This window comes from Streptomyces sp. NBC_01233 (genome assembly GCF_035989305.1).
Lineage (GTDB): Bacteria > Actinomycetota > Actinomycetes > Streptomycetales > Streptomycetaceae > Streptomyces.
The window spans coordinates 4,781,121-4,796,418 of record NZ_CP108514.1 but is presented as its reverse complement, the minus strand read 5'-3'; the positions used below and the strand labels follow the sequence as shown (position 1 = coordinate 4,796,418).

The following is a 15,298-nucleotide window of genomic DNA, read 5'->3' as shown; positions in this document are numbered from 1 at the left end:
CCCGCCAGGTCCACGGCAACCCCGGCCGGGCTCTGTCGCGCCCCCGCTGAATACGTGCTGGTCACAAGGGGCTCCAGGACCGCGCCGTTCGCACACGGTCCGGGGAGCCTAGGCCGCCCGGTCGGCGGTGGCCGGCGCGTCGGCGCGCCTGGCCTCCAGCCGCTGCTGGCGGCCGGGGCCGCCCGAGATGCGGTGCAGCCGGTACCCACCGGGCTTCTGCGCCTCTCCGGCCAGGTGCTTGACGACGCCCTTGCACACGGCCTCCTTGAGCTTGGCGCCGAGGCGCCCGTCGATGTTGAACCACACCGCGACGTCGGACCGGTTGGCGAACTGGAAGATGCCGTCCGCCCGGCCCAGGCTGATGCACTGGGCGCCGAACGCCTGGTTGAGGGTCTCGGGCCGCTCACCGGCGATCCGGCTGAGCACCGTGTCGGCGGCCCGCGCACCCATGGGCATCGCCGCCTGGCAGCTCATCCGCAGCGGCAGGTCCGACGGAGCCGCCGAGTCCCCGGCCGCGACGATGCGTACGTCGTCCACGCTGGTCAGCGTCTCGTCCGTGAGCAGACGGCCCTCGGCATCGGTGGCCAGCCCGCTGCGCACGGCCAGGTCCGGGACGCAGAAGCCGGCGGTCCAGATGGTCACCTCGCTGCGGACCTCGCGGCCGTCGGCGAGCCGTACGGCCTCGCGCGTCACCGCCGTCGCCTTGCTGCCGGGGCCGTCGAGCACGGTCACCCCGAGCCCGGCCAGCCGCCCGGCCACCGAGCGCCGGCCCCGCGGGTGCAGGTACGGACCGAGCACCCCGCCGCAGACCAGGGTCACGGCGCGGCCCTGCTCGGCCAGTTCCGCGGCGGTCTCGATGCCGGTCGGGCCCGCTCCGACCACCGTCACCGCGGCCGACACGGGGCCGGCGTCCAGGACCGGCCGCAGCCGCTCCGCCTCCTCGAAGGTGCCGATCGGGTACGCGAACTCCGCGGCCCCGGGCACACCCGGATCGGCGCTGCCGCTGCCCACCGCGTACAGCAGGTAGTCGTAGCCGACCGCCCCGCCCGATGCCAGCGCCACGCGGCGCCCGGCCGCGTCGATCCGGGTCACGGTGTCGACCACCAGCCGCACGCCGTCGGCCAGGACCTCCCGGTAGTCGACGACCGCGCTGTCGGACCCGCCCACCAGCTGGTGCAGGCGGATCCGGTGGACGAAGGTCGCCCGCGGGTTGATGAGCGTCACTCGCACGTCACCGCGCCGCGTCAGGCGGTTGGCCGCCATGACGCCCGCGTAACCGCCACCGATGACGACGACATCGAAGTTCTCGGCCATGGTGTGTCCTCCGCTTCTTGGGGCTTCGACCTCAAGACACCGGCCGACCGGCCGCTGTGACAGCGTGTGAGGCAGGTCACTTCACGGGGCCGCGTAACCGCCGCCCGGGTCAGGTCGAGCCCTCCCCGGCCGGCCGGCTCGCAGCAGGCGTGAAGATCCGGTCCAGGTGGTGGCGGAGGACCGCGAGGGCCGACTCCGGGCCCCGCTGGCCCACGAGGATGCTGGTGCCCATGGTCGCCGTCATCGCGAGCAGGCTGATCGCCTCCGTGCGCGCGTCGATGCCGGGGTCGGCCAGGCCCGACGCCACGGCCTGTTCGAGCAGGCCGGTCAGGGCGTTCTCGGCGGCGTCGGGGTTGTCGATGAAGGGCTGGGCGGCCAGCGCCTCGTCGGTCACGGACAGGATCGAGTACGAGCTGTAGAGGAGGTGGAAGGTGCGGCCCTCCTCGTCGGTCGGCAGGGAGGCCAGCAGCAGCGCCTCGATCGTCGCGCGCGGGCCCGGATCCGGACCTGCGGCGGCCAGGCGGGCGCCCACCCGCGCGGTGAAGCGGGCGGTCAGGTGCTGGAGCCCGTAGAAGAGCAGCTTCTCCTTGGTCTCGAAGTAGTACTGCACGAGGCGGAGGGACACCCCGGCCTCCGCGGCCACGTCCCGCATGCCGACCGCATGCAGCCCTCGCCGCCCCGCGACCTGGATGAGCGCCTCGGCGATCTGGGCGCGCCGTTCCTCGTGGTCCACGCGCTTCGGCATCTGCCGGTGTCTCCGCCCCGTCGGTCGAATTCGCGGTCCGGGCTCCCCGGACGCCTTCATGGTACCGCCGTACCATGATCGTGGTGCGGTCGTATCACGAAGAACGATTCTTCCCGGAGGTGCCCCGTGCCCGAGAACACGACCCGCGTGCGCCGTGACGTCGGCCGCTACGTGAACGACGAGCTGCGCGACCGCTACTTCGCCGCGAGCGACGCCGTCTACGCCATGGGTGCGCCCGCCCGCTCCGAGACGGACGTCGAGACCAGCTTCGGCACCACGCACGTCTACCGGTACGGCCCCACGGACCCGGCGGCCGAGTCCCGCACGCCGGTCGTGCTGATCCACGGCGCCGGCTACTGCTCCGCCATGTGGTACCCCAACACCCCCGCACTCAGCGCCGAACGGCCCGTGTACGCGCTCGACACCCCCGGCGACGCCGGCCGCAGCGTCCACCGCGAGCCCATGTGGCAGCCGGAGCGTGCCGCCCAGTGGCTCGACGAGGCGCTCGACGGCCTCGGCCTCGACCAGGTCCACCTCGTCGGCTCCTCCTACGGCGGCTGGCTGGTCCTGAACATGGCGCACCGCCGGCCCGGGCGGCTCGCGTCGGTCACCGCCCTCGACCCCGGCGGCCTGGAGAAGGTGGGCCTGCGCTTCTTCGCCTGGGTCTTCGTCAGCCTCTTCGCCAGCTTCGCCCCCAAGGCGCTGCGCCCGCGCCTCGCCTCCTGGCTGGAACAGCCGGTCATCGCCGTTCCCGAACTGCGGAAGTGGATCCATGCGGGCGCCCGGGCCTTCCGGATCCGCCGCCCGGCACCGCTGCCCCTCGCCGAGGACGCACTGCGCTCCATCCGGACCCCGCTCTACCTGATCATGGGCAGGCGCAGCCTCCTCGTACACCCGCAGCGGCAGCTGGAGCGCGTACCGCGGCTGGTCCCCGGGGCCCGCGCCGAGATCATCGCCGCGACGGGGCACGGCCCGCAGATCGACCACCCCGACGTGGTCAACGCCCGGATGCTGGGCTTCATGGAGGACGTCGACTCCCCCGACCCGGCCGAGGTGCAGGGCCAGAACCCGAGACCCCGAACCCCGGCGGCAGGCCCCGGCCTCCTGCCCGGGCCTGCCGCCGACACGGTGCCCCCGGCATCCCGACGGTAAAATGCGACGGGAAGTCCGTTTCACCCCTTCGGCTTCACCCCTTCGGCCCTGAGCTTCCCGCTCCCCCTGGCCGCGAAGCCGGACCGCCGAGCACGAGGGCTGTGATGCCCGCATGAGGAACGCGCGCACCGCCCGCCGCACGGCCCTGCTGGCACCGTGCGCGGCCCTGCTGATCGCGGGCTGCGTCCTGCCGCCCGGGGCGGGCGCCGCGGCGCTCCCCGATCCGTCGGCCGCGCCCACGCCCTCGCCGCCGGCGGCGCCGTCTCCACCGCGGACGAGCTGGCCGCCTGGATCCGTGCCCTGGTGACGGGAAAGGTCCTGAACCCCTCGTTCCAGCAGCAGTGGCGGAGCAGCCCGCAGGCCGAGGACCCGGCCGCGCCCGACGGACAGAAGTACGGGTACGGCATCGCCTACCAGCGCTTCGGTCCGAACTCCGCGATGTACTACCACGGCGGTGAACTCCCCGGCTTCAACTCCTTCATCGGCCACGACCCGGACAACGACGTCACGCTCGTGATCTGGACGAACCTGACCCTGTCGCCCGAAGGCCGCACCACCGCCCAGGCCCTGCTGCCCACCGTCCTCAACCAGATCTACGCCGGCCTCTCCCTCCCCACCGGCACCGGGTAGACCGGGGGTCCGGCCCGGGCGGGGGCCGTCCGGGTGCCCGTACGCCGTGTCGCCCCGGGGGCGGCGGGAGACGGTACGAGGATGTAGCCCGACGGAATGCGCCCACGCACCTACGCACCGTCTCCGGGGCGGCCACGACCACGTGGGAGGGGCTCCTGGGGGCGCACCAGCGGATGGGGTGGACAGCCGTGTCGACATCGAGTCACGAAACCTTCGGCGCGCCCTGCTGGGTCAGTCTGATGGCCCGCGACCCCGGCGCGTCGCAGGCGTTCTACGGTGCGGTCCTCGGCTGGAAGTTCGGATCGGCCCGGCTCGGAGAGGGGTTCACCGTCGGCTTCAGCGACGGGGTCCCGGTGGCCGGCATCGGCGCCCTGCCCCCGACAGTCGCGGCCCCCGTCGCCTGGACCCCGTACTTCGCCGTGGACGACGCCGACGTCACGGCCGCACGCATCCTCGAACGCAGCGGAACCGTCGCCGTCGGCCCCCTGGCCTTCGGCACCGGACGGGCGGCGCTCGCCTCCGACCGCGACGGGGCGGTCTTCGGGATCTGGCAGGGGGATGCCATTCCCGACTGGGGCATGGGCGGGGAAGCCGCTCCGGCCTGGCTCGAACTGCGCACCCGGGACGCCTTCGACGCCGCCATCTTCTACGGCGAGGTCCTGGAGTGGGCCTGCGGGCACACCGGCTGCTGCGAGGTCGCCTACGTGGAGGAGAACAACCGCATCCAGCTCCGCCACGCGGGCCAGACGGTGGCCCGGCTGCACGGCGGAACCCTCGCGGCGGCCCCCGACCCGCACCTGCGGCCCCACTGGCACGTCCACTTCCGGGTGCCCGACGTCGAGACCGCGGTGAAGGCCGCCACCGGACTGGGCGGCAGCACGGTCCCCGCCACCGACGCCGGGACCGGCTCCGGCCTCTTCCCCCACGAGATCACCCTGCGCGACCCCGACGGCGCCCTGTTCGGGATCGTCGGCCCGGACGGCCGCGGCCGCTCCTGAGCGGCCGCCGCACGGTCCCGGCGGCGCCGCAGGGCCTCGGCGCGGGCCGGTCAGCCGGCCGGCGTGAACTGCTCCGTGCCCACGACCCGGAGGAGGGCGAGGCGGTCGGCCGTGTCCGTGCCGGGCGGGGGCGTGAGCAGGACGAGCCGCTGCTCGCCCTCCGGGGCGAGAAGCACCTGGCAGTCGAGGTCGACGGGGCCGACGACCGGGTGGATCACACGCATGCGGCTGTGGCGGCGGACGGCGACCTCGTGCAGCTCCCCCAGGGCGGTGAACTCCTCGCCGGCGTCCCGCAGGCGCTCCACCAGACGGGTGGCGGCCGGGTCCGCGGCCCGGCGGCCGACGGCCGCCCGCAGGTCCGCGACGTGCACCCGGCCGTACTGCTCGTGTTCCTCGACCGGGTACGCGTCCCGCGCGGCCGGATCGGCGAACCAGCGCCAGACCACGTTGCGGCCGTGCTCGGACACCGTGCACACGCCGCCCAGCAGGGAGCGGGCCATGTCGTTCTGGGCCAGGACGTCGCCCGGGTCGCCGAGGACCTGCGCGGGCGTGCCGGGCAGCTGGTCCAGCAGGTGCAGCAGGTGCAGCAGGTGCAGCAGGTGCAGCAGGAACAGCAGGAACAGCCGCGCCCTGCACCGCGCGATCGCGCACAGCACGTACGCCGAGATCGACGCCGGGCACGTCGCGTTCTTCGAGAAGGAGGACGCATTCGTCGGGCTGGTCAGCGAGTTCGCCCTCGCCCCGTGATCGCGTCTCCCCCGGAGGCCCCGGCGTCGCGGTCCGGCAGCGGGGTACGGAGCCAGTGGGCCGGCACGGGCTCGCGGGCGACCACGTACCCGACGGCGATGGAGAGCGTGAGGACGATGAACAGCACGATCAGCCAGGACATCAGGGCGAAGACCGACCCGAGGCTGCCGAACTGCCGCATGCTGCGCTCGACGGCGTGCGGCATGTAGATCCTCGACACCATGGACAGCAGCTGCTCCCCCGTCCCGGCCAGCACCGCACCGGGCAGCAGCGGCAGCCACGGGATCCGGGCGCCGAGCAGCAGGTGCTGGGTCCACCACCACAGCAGCGTGCCGCTGACCACGGCGAGCAGGAAGCCGCCGACCGGGCCGGCGCCGAAGGCGCTCTGGACCGGCCCCTGGAAGAGCAGTGCGCTCAGCCAGACGAGGAGCCAGGCCAGCCACCGCCAGGCCGCGAGCCGGGCCTTGGCCTTGGGCAGGTGCCAGGAGCGCTCGCACGTCATCTGCAGGGCTCGGCTGCAGGCGGTGGCCGACACCAGCGTCACCACGACGCCCACCGCGCCGGTGCTCGCGGTGGCGGTGGAATCGGTGGCGGAGTACACCTGCCGCACCTGGTCCAGGGCGGCGTCCTGGAGCCCGAGCGTGGCGCGGATGGACGAGACCAGCTCCTGCTGGAGCCAGTCGGGTGCGAGGGCGCCGATGACGAACAGGGCCGGCACCGCGCCGAGGAAGGCCTGCGCGGCCAGCCTGAACGCGCAGTCCAGGACCTTGACGCTGGCGAGCTGTTCGAGAAGCCGGGTCAGCAGCGGTGTGTGCTTGCGCATCCAGGGGGGCAGGCGGAGCCGGCGCCCGGTGGCCTCCGGATCGGACACGGTGCACTCCTCACGGGGACGGTTGCCGACGTCGGTGACCACCCTTCCACGAGAGAACACCGAACAGCGCATATCCGGCATTTCACCGCCCGGCCCCGTCACTCCCGTGATTGCATCCCTCCCGTACCCGCAACACGTGACCGTGACCGCGAGGGGGCGAGCCGCATGTTCCAACGGCCGACGCGCGCGATGCGCCGGGACCTGACCCAGCTGATCTGCGCGCTCGGCGGTCTGGCGCTGGGGCTGGTGGCCCCCATGGCCGACGTGGGACCGCTGGTGGAGGCCTCGCGCGTGGCGAGCATGCTCTTCACCGTGGGGTTCGGCGTCATCAGCCTGGTGAGCATCATCTACTCGATGCTGTTCCTGGTCGTGCAGTTCTCCGCCAGCACGTTCACCCCGCGCCTCGCGTTCTTCCGCGACGAACCGATCGTGTGGCGCGCCTTCGCCTTCGCCGTCGGGGTCTTCGTGTTCTGCGTCGTCGCGGGCCTCGCCATCGGCGCCCGCGACCAGGTCTCGGCCCTCCTCCCCTGCGTGGCCATGATCCTCACCCTGGTCGCCCTCACCCTGATGAGGTCGCTGCAGACGAAGGCGTTCGACTCGATCCAGCTCGCCCACTCGCTCACCGCGATCGCCACCCGTGCGCACCTGTCCTACGACGGCCTGTACGTGCGGCCGTACGATCCCGGCCGCACGGCCGCGGCGCCGCCGCCCCCGGGGACCGCAACCAGCTCCACCGTGCGCTGGTCCGGGCCGGCGACCGTGGTCCAGCAGATCGACGTACCCGCCCTGGTGGCGGTGGCCCGGCGGCACGACTGCGCGATCGACTTCCGGGTCACCCCCGGCCGGACCGTCTCGCGGGGCATGGCCCTGGCCGAGGTGACGGGCGCCGAACTGCCCGAGGAGGTCCTGCGCGAGGCCGTGGTCACCGGCGTGGAACGCACCTTCGACCAGGATCCCGAACTGGCGTTCAGGCTCCTGGTCGACATCGCGCTGCGCGCGCTCTCCCCAGCCGTCCACGACCCGGCGACGGCGGTGGAGAGCATGGACCGCCTGGAGGACCTGCTCACCCGGCTCGCCGATCGGGAGTTGGACTTCGGCCGGTTCACCGACGGGGCGGGCCGGGTGCGGGTGACGGTCCCCGTCCCCGACTGGGAGCAGTACGTCCGGACGGCCTGCGACGACCTCGCCGTCGCCGCCGCCGCCTCCCCGATGGCCCTGCGCCGGCTGCGCGACCTCCTCGGCCGGCTGCTGGAACGGAGCCCCGAGGGCCGGCGGGCCGTCGTACGGGAGCGGCTCGAATGGGCCGAGCGCACGGGGAGCACCGCGTACCCGCTCATCTGGACGCCCCGCGAGCCCGACTGAGGGCGGCTCAGGCCACGATCTCGGCGGCCTCGGCCCGGCCGCCCTCCCCCGGGGTGGTGCCGCCCTTCTCCTTGAGCGCGGAGATGCGCGGCCTGGCAGCGGATGCTGCAATGGCTGTGGAGCTCCGCCCGCCTGCGCGAGGAGTGCTGATGAGCGACGAGCGCCGGGACGCTGCCGCCCACGACCGCCCGAGCACCACGGACGGCACCGCAACCGCGAAACCCCGGGAGCGCCGGCGCGCCCTGCTGAACTGTCTGCTCCGCTCCACCGCCTCGGCCGTCCTGATCACGGCGCTGTTCTACCTGGCCCCCCTGGACGGCGTGTTCGGCGTTCGCACCGTCGTGACGCTCGTACTGGGCCTGGGCCTCTTCGGCCTGCTGGTGGTCTGGCAGGTCGCCGCCGTCACCCGTGCGCAGCACCCGCGGCTGCGCGCCCTGGAGGTGCTGGCCACCGCCGTACCGGTGTTCCTGGTGCTCTTCTCCGCGACGTACTTCCTGCTCGCCGAGGCGGTCCCGGGATCGTTCACGGAGTCACTGAACCGGACGGACGCCCTCTACTTCACGGTCACGGTGTTCGCGACCGTGGGCTTCGGCGACATCGCACCCGTCACGCAGACCGCCCGTGTGCTGACCACCGTGCAGATGCTGTCCGACCTGCTCCTGGTGGGTGTGATCGCGAAGGCGCTCTTCGGCGCGGTCAGGGTCGGGATGCGTCGGCAGGGGAAGGGTCCCGTCGCTCCGGACGACGAAGCGTGAGCCCGGACGACGACGCGTGAGCGTACGGCGCGGGACCCCGGCCGGGGAGCCGGCCGGGGTCCCTCCCGGTCACCCCGTCAGCAGCGGAGGCCCTTGGCGGCCGCCGTCGTGGCCTCGGGCTGCCGCCTCGGTGGCCTGCTCCTCGGGCGAGGGGTCGTCGGAGGATTCCATGACGTTCCGCATCTGCATGACTCCCGACCGCTGCCACCGCCGGAGCGCTACGGCTTGATGTTCTGGTTCAGGTGGAACAGGTTCCCCGGGTCGTAGGTCCGCTTGACCTGGACCAGCCGGTCGTAGTTGCCCTTGTAGTTGACCCGGATGCGGTCCTGGTCGTCGTCGGCCATGAAGTTGATGTAGCCGCCCTCCTCCGAGTGCGGGGCGATGGCCTCGTAGTAGTCGCGGACCCAGGCGGTGTTGGCCTCGTTGCCGGCGGGGTCGGGCCACATGCCGGCGATGACGGTGGCGAACGAGGCGTCGCGGTAGGCGTAGGCCGTCGCGTCCGGGGCGACGCGGTGACAGGCCCCGTTGACGGGGTAGATGTGGACCGTCGAGTTCACGGCGGGCAGGCCCGGGGCGTGCTCCACGTGCGCCGCGATCGCCTCGTCGGTGAGCTCGGTCACGAAGTTGGCCTTCCAGTAGTGCTGGAGGCCGGGCGGCACGAGAGCGTCGAAGGCGCTGTTGAGCGCCGGGTACGGCATGGGACCCACGTGCTCCGCGACCACCGGCGCGAAGTCGTGGAAGGCCTGCAGGGCGCGCGGCCCCTCGTCCAGCGGCCCGGACCAGCACGCGACGATCAGCGCGAAGGTGTCGCCGTGCCGGTCCTCCGGGATGAACGGGAGCGGCGGGGCGATCTGGAAGGCCGGGAACCCGCCCAGCTCCTCCGGGGCGTCGGCGATGTGATCGGCGAAGGAACGCAGGACGGTGGCGGCGTCCGCCAGCTCGAAGAGCATCGGCCCGCCGTAGATGTCCTTGACCGGGCCGAGCCGGTACTCGAAGGAGGTCACCGCGCCGAAGTTGCCACTGCCGCCGCGCAGCGCCCAGAAGAGGTCGGCGTTCTCCTCCTCGCTCGCCACGAGCAGCCGGCCGTCCGCGGTCACCACATCGGCCGAGATCAGGTTGTCGCAGCTCAGGCCCATTCCACGGCACAGATAGCCGATGCCGCCGCCGAGGGTGAGCCCGCCGATCCCGGTCGTCGAGATGATCCCGCCGGTGGTGGCCAGCCCGAAGGCGTGCGTCGCCGCGTTGAAATCGCCCCAGGTCGCGCCGCCCTCCGCGCGCGCCGTCCGGCGCGCCGCGTCCACGCGGACCCCGCGCATCCCGGACAGGTCGGCGACCACGCCGTCGTCGCAGGTGCCGAAGCCGGGCACGCTGTGCCCGCCGCCGCGTACCGCCAGGTCGAGCTCGTTCTCGCGGGCGAAGTCGACCGTGGCCATGACGTCGCCCGCGTTGGCGCAGCGCACGACGGCGGCCGGCCTCCGGTCGATCATGGCGTTGTGGACCTTGCGTGCCTCGTCGTAGGCCGCGTCGTCGGGCGTGACGACCGCCCCGCGGACCCGTTCGCGCAACTGGTCGATCGAGAGCTTGCCCATGGCCGTCGCTCCTCGTACCTGATGGCTTGAAGCTGGTCCCGTAGCCGGTCCTCGCGACCGGTCCGCGCTACGGCTGGAGGTGGCTGAAGCCCACCTCGAAGTGTTCGACGGAGACGATCCGCTGGCCCTCCCGCTGCGCCGTCTCCTCGCGGATGCGGGCGGCCTGCTCCTCGCTGTCCCGCATGGTCCGCTCGTCCTCCCACAAGGTCAGCGACTTGGCCTCCCCCGTGGCCCGGTCGACGAGGTAGTAGACGCCCCGGAATCCGGGAACGTCCGTGACCTGCCTGACGACCGCCTCCGAACTCGCGGTCACGTCTCCCTCCGCGGGGACCGGTGATCCCTGGTAGGTGCTCAGCCTCGCGAACATCTCCAGTCCTTCCTGACCGGGCCACCGGTCGGGGAACAGGCGGCTCCACGACCAGGGTGCTCCGGCGGGACGCGCCCCGCATGCCGGGACGGCGCGACAATGGTGGTGAGGTACACGTCTGCCGTTGCCGTTGCGGAGAGGCGGGTCATCGACGTGCCCTACATAGCTGTGACCGCCCTGAGTCATGTGGGGCTGGTACGCGAACACAACGAGGACAGCCTGGTCGTCGGCCCGTGGACGCTGTGCGGGACCGTGACCCAGAACCCCCAGACCCTGCTGTTCCCCTTCGGCAGACCGCTCGTCGTCGCCGTCGCCGACGGGCTCGGCGGGCAGCCGGCCGGCGAAGTGGCCAGCGAGCTGGTCGTGCGCCACCTCTCCTCGCTCGGCCCCGAACTGGACGGCGAGGACGCCCTCGGTGACGCACTGCGCCGCTGCAACCACGCCGTGCACTCGGCCACCGACGGACGGCCGGACCTGACCTCCATGGGGACCACCATCGCCGGGGCCCTCGTCCTGGCGGAGTCGCTGGTGGTGTTCAACGTGGGCGACAGCAAGGTGTTCCGCGCGGCGCCGGACGGCCTGCACCAGGTCAGCGTGGACGACAGCCCGCCGCCGGCCCCCGGGCACCGCACCACGTCGGCCGTGACCCAGACCCTCGGCGGCAGCCGCGGCTACCACTCGATCGCGCCCCACATGGCGGCCTTCGAGCTGACCGAGGGCGACCGCTACCTGGTGTGCAGCGACGGGCTGACCGACCCGGTGCCCGACGAGGAGATCGAGGACCTGCTGCGGGTGCACGACGACGGCAGGGCCGCCTTCGAGCTGTGGCGGGCCGCCATCGACGCCGGCGGCCCCGACAACATCACGCTCGCGCTGGTCCGCATCGGCGCGTAGCACCCGCCGCGGCGCGGCGCGTACGTGTCACCCGCCCCCCGGGGCGGCCAGCCGGTCCGTGAACCGCTGGAGCGCCCTGGCACCCAGCGAGGACATCAGCGGGTGCAGCGCGCGGTCGGCCAGCCGGATGCCCGGCAGGCGCAGCCCGCCGAAGAAGGCGAACCGGGTGCCGTCCCCCTCCGCCACCGCGGCCATGCCGCCCAGCACGAACCGGCTCTGCATGAGGCACCAGCCCGGCCGCAGCACGACGTCGTAGCGCGCCCGCAGGCCCAGCGGGCTGCGGGCCCGGGCTTCGAGGCGCCCGCCGGCCGCCGAGGTCACGGTGAAGGAGCTGATGTCGGTGATCATCACGGGCAGCTGGTTCTCCAGGTCGGAGGCGAGCGCCCAGACCTGGTCGAAGGGAGCGTCGATCAGGTGCTCCGCGAAGCCCGTGCCCGGTGTGCTGCGCGCGATGACGCGCAGCCTGCGGACGGCGTCGAGTTCGGCGACCGGCCAGGAGTCCTTCAACGTCCCCACGCCTTCAGGAAGTTGCGGCGGGCCCGGAAGAGCCGGGTCCGCACGGTGGGTTCGGGCACGCCGAGGAGCGCGCTGACGGAGTGCTCGTCCAGCCCTTCCAGGTCCCGCAGGACCAGGACGGCGCGGTGCGCCGGGGAGAGCCGCTCCAGGACGTCGCGCACGTCGGCGGCGAGCTGCGGATCGTCGCGCGCGGGCACGTCCTCCAGCGGGTCCGGGACCGCCCGGGCCGCCGCCCGGGCGATGCGGACCGCCTCCCGTACGGCGATCACCCGAGCCCACCCGAACAGGGCGGCGGGCTCCCGGAGTTGGCCGATGCTGCGGAAGATCACGATCAGCGCCTCCTGCGTGGCGTCCGGCCCGTCCTGCAGGGCGATGGGGCCGCACAGCCGCCCGACGCAGGGCGTCAGCAGGTCCAGCAGCCCCTGGGTGGCCATCCGGTCCCCGCGCTGGGCGGCGCGTACGAGGGCGGCCGGCTCGGCGCTCGTGGCCGCGGTCACCGTTCGCCGAGTCGGGTGAGGAACGGCACCACCGTGTCCGGGAAGGTGTTCTTCCCCGCCCCGGCGAACAACAGGTCCTGCCGGGCCCGCGCGTCGCCGACCTTCAGGACCCGGACACGGTCGTGGGCCGCCGGGCCGGGCGCGTCGGCGCCCGCCATCGACACGTAGGCCTCGCGCACGCGCCGGTCGGGCGGTGCGGCCTGGGCGGCCGCGGCGGGCACGGTCGTGGCGAGGATCAGCCCGGCCGTCACCGCGCGGCACAGCCGGGCTGTCGGACCGGTCCACGGGATTCTCACGGCTTCCTCCTGTTCGACGGCGTTCCGGGAGGGAAGAGGGGGCCGACCGGCCGAACATTCCGCATGACCTGCGTCACATCGCGCGCGGATCCGGCCAGGGACACACGCGTTTATATGATTTTCAGGCGCGGATTTCTGTTCCTGCAGGTGCGGAATTTCGACAGACCTGCTACGGGAGAAAATTTACGCCCCCGATGCCACCCCCCGTGCTACTGTGATGTCAGTTGCAGTTGTGGTTCCCAAAAACTTACAAGTGCTCTCACCTGATTTACGGTGGGCGCACTTTGCATTTCCGGTGCATGCAGTGAAATTTGCACATTCCGGTTCGGGGCAATCATCGCGGCGACGCCGGGCTCGCACAGTGCGGTCCCGGGCTCTGCCCCAAAGGAGAATTCATATGGCATCTGGCACCGTGAAGTGGTTCAACGCGGAAAAGGGCTTCGGCTTCATCGAGCAGGAGGGCGGCGGCGCTGACGTCTTCGCCCACTACTCGAACATCGCCTCTTCTGGCTTCCGTGAGCTTCAGGAAGGCCAGAAGGTTACCTTCGACGTCACGCAGGGCCAGAAGGGCCCGCAGGCCGAGAACATCGTTCCCGCCTGACGCTGACGCGTACACGCAGCTGAGGCCCGCACCTTGGGGTGCGGGCCTCGGCGCGTTGCTTTTTCCCCGCTCAGGCCCCGTCGGTCCCCGACGGCCCAGTGAGCGGCGGGTCACGGCGCTCGGCGCCGGCCCGCCTCACGTCCGGCCGGGCGGCAGTGTCTCCCACGACGCACCGCCCCGCCTCCGCCCCGCACAGCGTCCGCCGCACCCCGGCTCTCCGACGCGCAGCGCGGCACCCTCTCCACGACGAACCGGCCCGCCCTTTTCCGGCGCGGCACGGCCCCGTCCCGTCTTTTCTTCGGCTCGTTCTCGCGAATCCCCCTGCCCGGGAATTCCTCGATACGCGCCGCATCGAGGAAGGTTCTGCATGAACCGCACCACTCGCACGAACGACCGCTCCTCCCGCGCCCCCCGCAAGGGCGGCTCCGCAGGCTTCGGCGGATCCGGCGGCTCCGGCGGCTCCGGCCGCGGCAGCCGTTTCGGCTCCTCTGCCCCCAGCCGCTCCGGCGGCTCCGGATACGGCGGCTCCGGCCGCTCCGGCTACGGCGGCGGCAGTCGCCGCCCCGCCGCCCTCCAGGGTGAATTCGCCCTCCCCGAGACGATCACTCCGGCGCTCCCCGCCGCCGAGTCCTTCGCCGACCTCGACATGCCCGAGCAGCTGCTGGCCGCGCTCGCCACCGAGGGCGTGACCGTGCCGTTCCCGATCCAGGCCGCCACCCTGCCGAACTCCCTCGCGGGCCGTGACGTGCTCGGCCGCGGGCGCACCGGCTCCGGCAAGACCCTCGCCTTCGGCCTCGCCCTGCTGGCCCGCACCGCCGGACAGCGTGCCGAGGCCCGCCAGCCGCTGGCCCTGGTCCTCGTCCCCACGCGCGAGCTGGCGCAGCAGGTCACGGACGCCCTCGCCCCCTACGCCCGCGCCATGAAGCTGCGTACGGCCACCGTCGTGGGCGGCATGCCCATCGGGCGGCAGGCGAGCGCGCTGCGCGGCGGCGCCGAGGTCGTCGTCGCGACGCCCGGACGGCTCAAGGACCTCATCGACCGCGGCGACTGCCGGCTGAACCAGGTCGCGATCACCGTCCTGGACGAAGCCGACCAGATGGCCGACATGGGCTTCATGCCCCAGGTCACCGCCCTGCTCGACCAGGTGCGTCCCGAGGGCCAGCGGATGCTGTTCTCCGCCACCCTCGACCGCAACGTCGACCGGCTCGTGCGCCGCTACCTGACCGACCCCGTGGTCCACTCGGTGGACCCCTCGGCCGGCGCGGTCACCACGATGGAGCACCACGTGCTGCACGTCCACGGCGCCGACAAGCACCGCACCACGACGGAGATCGCGGCGCGCGAGGGCCGGGTGATGATGTTCCTCGACACCAAGCACGCCGTCGACCGGCTGACCCAGGACCTGCTGAACAGTGGTGTCCGGGCCGCGGCGCTGCACGGCGGGAAGTCGCAGCCGCAGCGCACCCGGACCCTGGCCCAGTTCAAGACCGGGCACGTGACGGTGCTGGTGGCGACCAACGTCGCGGCGCGCGGGATCCACGTCGACAACCTCGACCTCGTCGTGAATGTGGACCCGCCCACCGACCCCAAGGACTACCTGCACCGCGGCGGCCGTACCGCCCGCGCCGGCGAGTCCGGCAGCGTCGTCACCCTGGTCACCCCCAACCAGCGCCGCGACATGACCCGCCTCATGCAGGCCGCCGGCATCGTCCCGCAGACCACCCAGGTCCGTTCGGGCGAGGAGGCGCTGAGCCGGATCACCGGCGCCCAGGCCCCCTCCGGCATCCCCGTCACCATCACCGCGCCGCAGGCCGAGCGGACCGGACGCAGCCCGCGCTCCTCCCGCGGACGGCGCAGCCGCCCCGCCCAGGAGCGGCGCCGCTCCATGGGCATGGCCGCCTGACCCAGGCCCCGTACCGCCCCCGTACCGCCCGTACCGCCCGTACCGCCCGCTCCGCTCCGTT

16 protein-coding genes and 1 pseudogene are annotated in these 15,298 nt (G+C 73.0%); 8 read left to right on the top strand and 9 right to left on the bottom strand.

All coding sequences use genetic code 11. The features are described 5' to 3' along the window. Positions 1-108: 108 nt before the first annotated feature. Complete coding sequence (locus tag OG332_RS22600) at positions 109-1,314, bottom strand: NAD(P)/FAD-dependent oxidoreductase (RefSeq protein WP_327415175.1); 1,206 nt, start codon at positions 1,312-1,314, stop codon at positions 109-111. 109 nt (positions 1,315-1,423) lie between these two features. After that, entirely contained in the window at positions 1,424-2,059 is a 636-nt protein-coding gene (locus OG332_RS22595) for a TetR/AcrR family transcriptional regulator (protein ID WP_327415174.1), read from the bottom strand. 126 nt (positions 2,060-2,185) lie between these two features. Between OG332_RS22595 and OG332_RS22590 the strand changes: the two genes are divergently transcribed. The 3 genes and pseudogenes from OG332_RS22590 (at position 2,186) to OG332_RS22580 (ending at position 4,839) form a co-directional block, all read left to right on the top strand. After that, entirely contained in the window at positions 2,186-3,211 is a 1,026-nt protein-coding gene (locus OG332_RS22590; RefSeq protein WP_327415173.1) for an alpha/beta fold hydrolase, read from the top strand. Positions 3,212-3,358: 147 nt separating this feature from the next. Then, positions 3,359-3,841: pseudogene (locus OG332_RS22585) on the top strand (serine hydrolase); the annotation flags it as partial. A 239-nt stretch (positions 3,842-4,080) separates the two neighbouring features. Beyond that, positions 4,081-4,839, top strand: coding sequence for a VOC family protein (locus OG332_RS22580; protein ID WP_327419345.1), 759 nt, complete (start codon positions 4,081-4,083; stop codon positions 4,837-4,839). A 50-nt stretch (positions 4,840-4,889) separates the two neighbouring features. Here the strand turns inward: OG332_RS22580 and OG332_RS22575 are convergent, their stop codons facing one another. Next, a complete protein-coding gene (locus tag OG332_RS22575; RefSeq protein ID WP_327415172.1) occupies positions 4,890-5,495 on the bottom strand; it encodes an MmyB family transcriptional regulator in 606 nt (201 codons plus the stop codon). A 65-nt stretch (positions 5,496-5,560) separates the two neighbouring features. Then, positions 5,561-6,457 (bottom strand): YhjD/YihY/BrkB family envelope integrity protein, encoded by an 897-nt coding sequence (locus OG332_RS22570; RefSeq protein WP_327415171.1) that lies wholly within the window; start codon positions 6,455-6,457, stop codon positions 5,561-5,563. 165 nt (positions 6,458-6,622) lie between these two features. Between OG332_RS22570 and OG332_RS22565 the strand changes: the two genes are divergently transcribed. Further along, complete coding sequence (locus OG332_RS22565) at positions 6,623-7,819, top strand: DUF2254 family protein (protein ID WP_327415170.1); 1,197 nt, start codon at positions 6,623-6,625, stop codon at positions 7,817-7,819. A 149-nt stretch (positions 7,820-7,968) separates the two neighbouring features. Then, positions 7,969-8,574, top strand: a complete 606-nt coding sequence (locus OG332_RS22560; protein ID WP_327415169.1) for a potassium channel family protein — start codon at positions 7,969-7,971, stop codon at positions 8,572-8,574. A gap of 218 nt (positions 8,575-8,792) precedes the next feature. Here the strand turns inward: OG332_RS22560 and OG332_RS22555 are convergent, their stop codons facing one another. After that, complete coding sequence (locus tag OG332_RS22555) at positions 8,793-10,163, bottom strand: FAD-binding oxidoreductase (RefSeq protein WP_327415168.1); 1,371 nt, start codon at positions 10,161-10,163, stop codon at positions 8,793-8,795. Between the two features lie 67 nt (positions 10,164-10,230). Further along, the gene (locus OG332_RS22550) at positions 10,231-10,476 is read right to left on the bottom strand and encodes a hypothetical protein (protein WP_327415167.1); all 246 of its coding nucleotides are present in this window, start codon (positions 10,474-10,476) and stop codon (positions 10,231-10,233) included. A 207-nt stretch (positions 10,477-10,683) separates the two neighbouring features. Between OG332_RS22550 and OG332_RS22545 the strand changes: the two genes are divergently transcribed. Then, positions 10,684-11,424 (top strand): PP2C family protein-serine/threonine phosphatase, encoded by a 741-nt coding sequence (locus tag OG332_RS22545; RefSeq protein WP_327415166.1) that lies wholly within the window; start codon positions 10,684-10,686, stop codon positions 11,422-11,424. Between the two features lie 27 nt (positions 11,425-11,451). Here the strand turns inward: OG332_RS22545 and OG332_RS22540 are convergent, their stop codons facing one another. From OG332_RS22540 to OG332_RS22530, 3 genes are read right to left on the bottom strand one after another with little or no spacing between them, the layout of a single operon-like run. Further along, complete coding sequence (locus OG332_RS22540) at positions 11,452-11,940, bottom strand: hypothetical protein (RefSeq protein ID WP_327415165.1); 489 nt, start codon at positions 11,938-11,940, stop codon at positions 11,452-11,454. Further along, positions 11,928-12,437 (bottom strand): RNA polymerase sigma factor, encoded by a 510-nt coding sequence (locus tag OG332_RS22535; RefSeq protein ID WP_327415164.1) that lies wholly within the window; start codon positions 12,435-12,437, stop codon positions 11,928-11,930. Before OG332_RS22535 ends, OG332_RS22540 begins: the two co-directional genes overlap by 13 nt. Continuing rightward, on the bottom strand, positions 12,434-12,733 hold the full coding sequence (locus tag OG332_RS22530; RefSeq protein WP_327415163.1) for a hypothetical protein: 300 nt from the start codon (positions 12,731-12,733) through the stop codon (positions 12,434-12,436). Before OG332_RS22530 ends, OG332_RS22535 begins: the two co-directional genes overlap by 4 nt. 397 nt (positions 12,734-13,130) lie before the next feature. Here OG332_RS22530 and OG332_RS22525 point away from each other — a divergent pair, with 397 nt between their 5' ends. Both OG332_RS22525 and OG332_RS22520 read left to right on the top strand, forming a co-directional pair. Beyond that, positions 13,131-13,334, top strand: coding sequence for a cold-shock protein (locus OG332_RS22525; RefSeq protein ID WP_030011983.1), 204 nt, complete (start codon positions 13,131-13,133; stop codon positions 13,332-13,334). 367 nt (positions 13,335-13,701) lie between these two features. Then, the gene (locus tag OG332_RS22520) at positions 13,702-15,237 is read left to right on the top strand and encodes a DEAD/DEAH box helicase (RefSeq protein ID WP_327415162.1); all 1,536 of its coding nucleotides are present in this window, start codon (positions 13,702-13,704) and stop codon (positions 15,235-15,237) included. Positions 15,238-15,298: the final 61 nt, after the last annotated feature.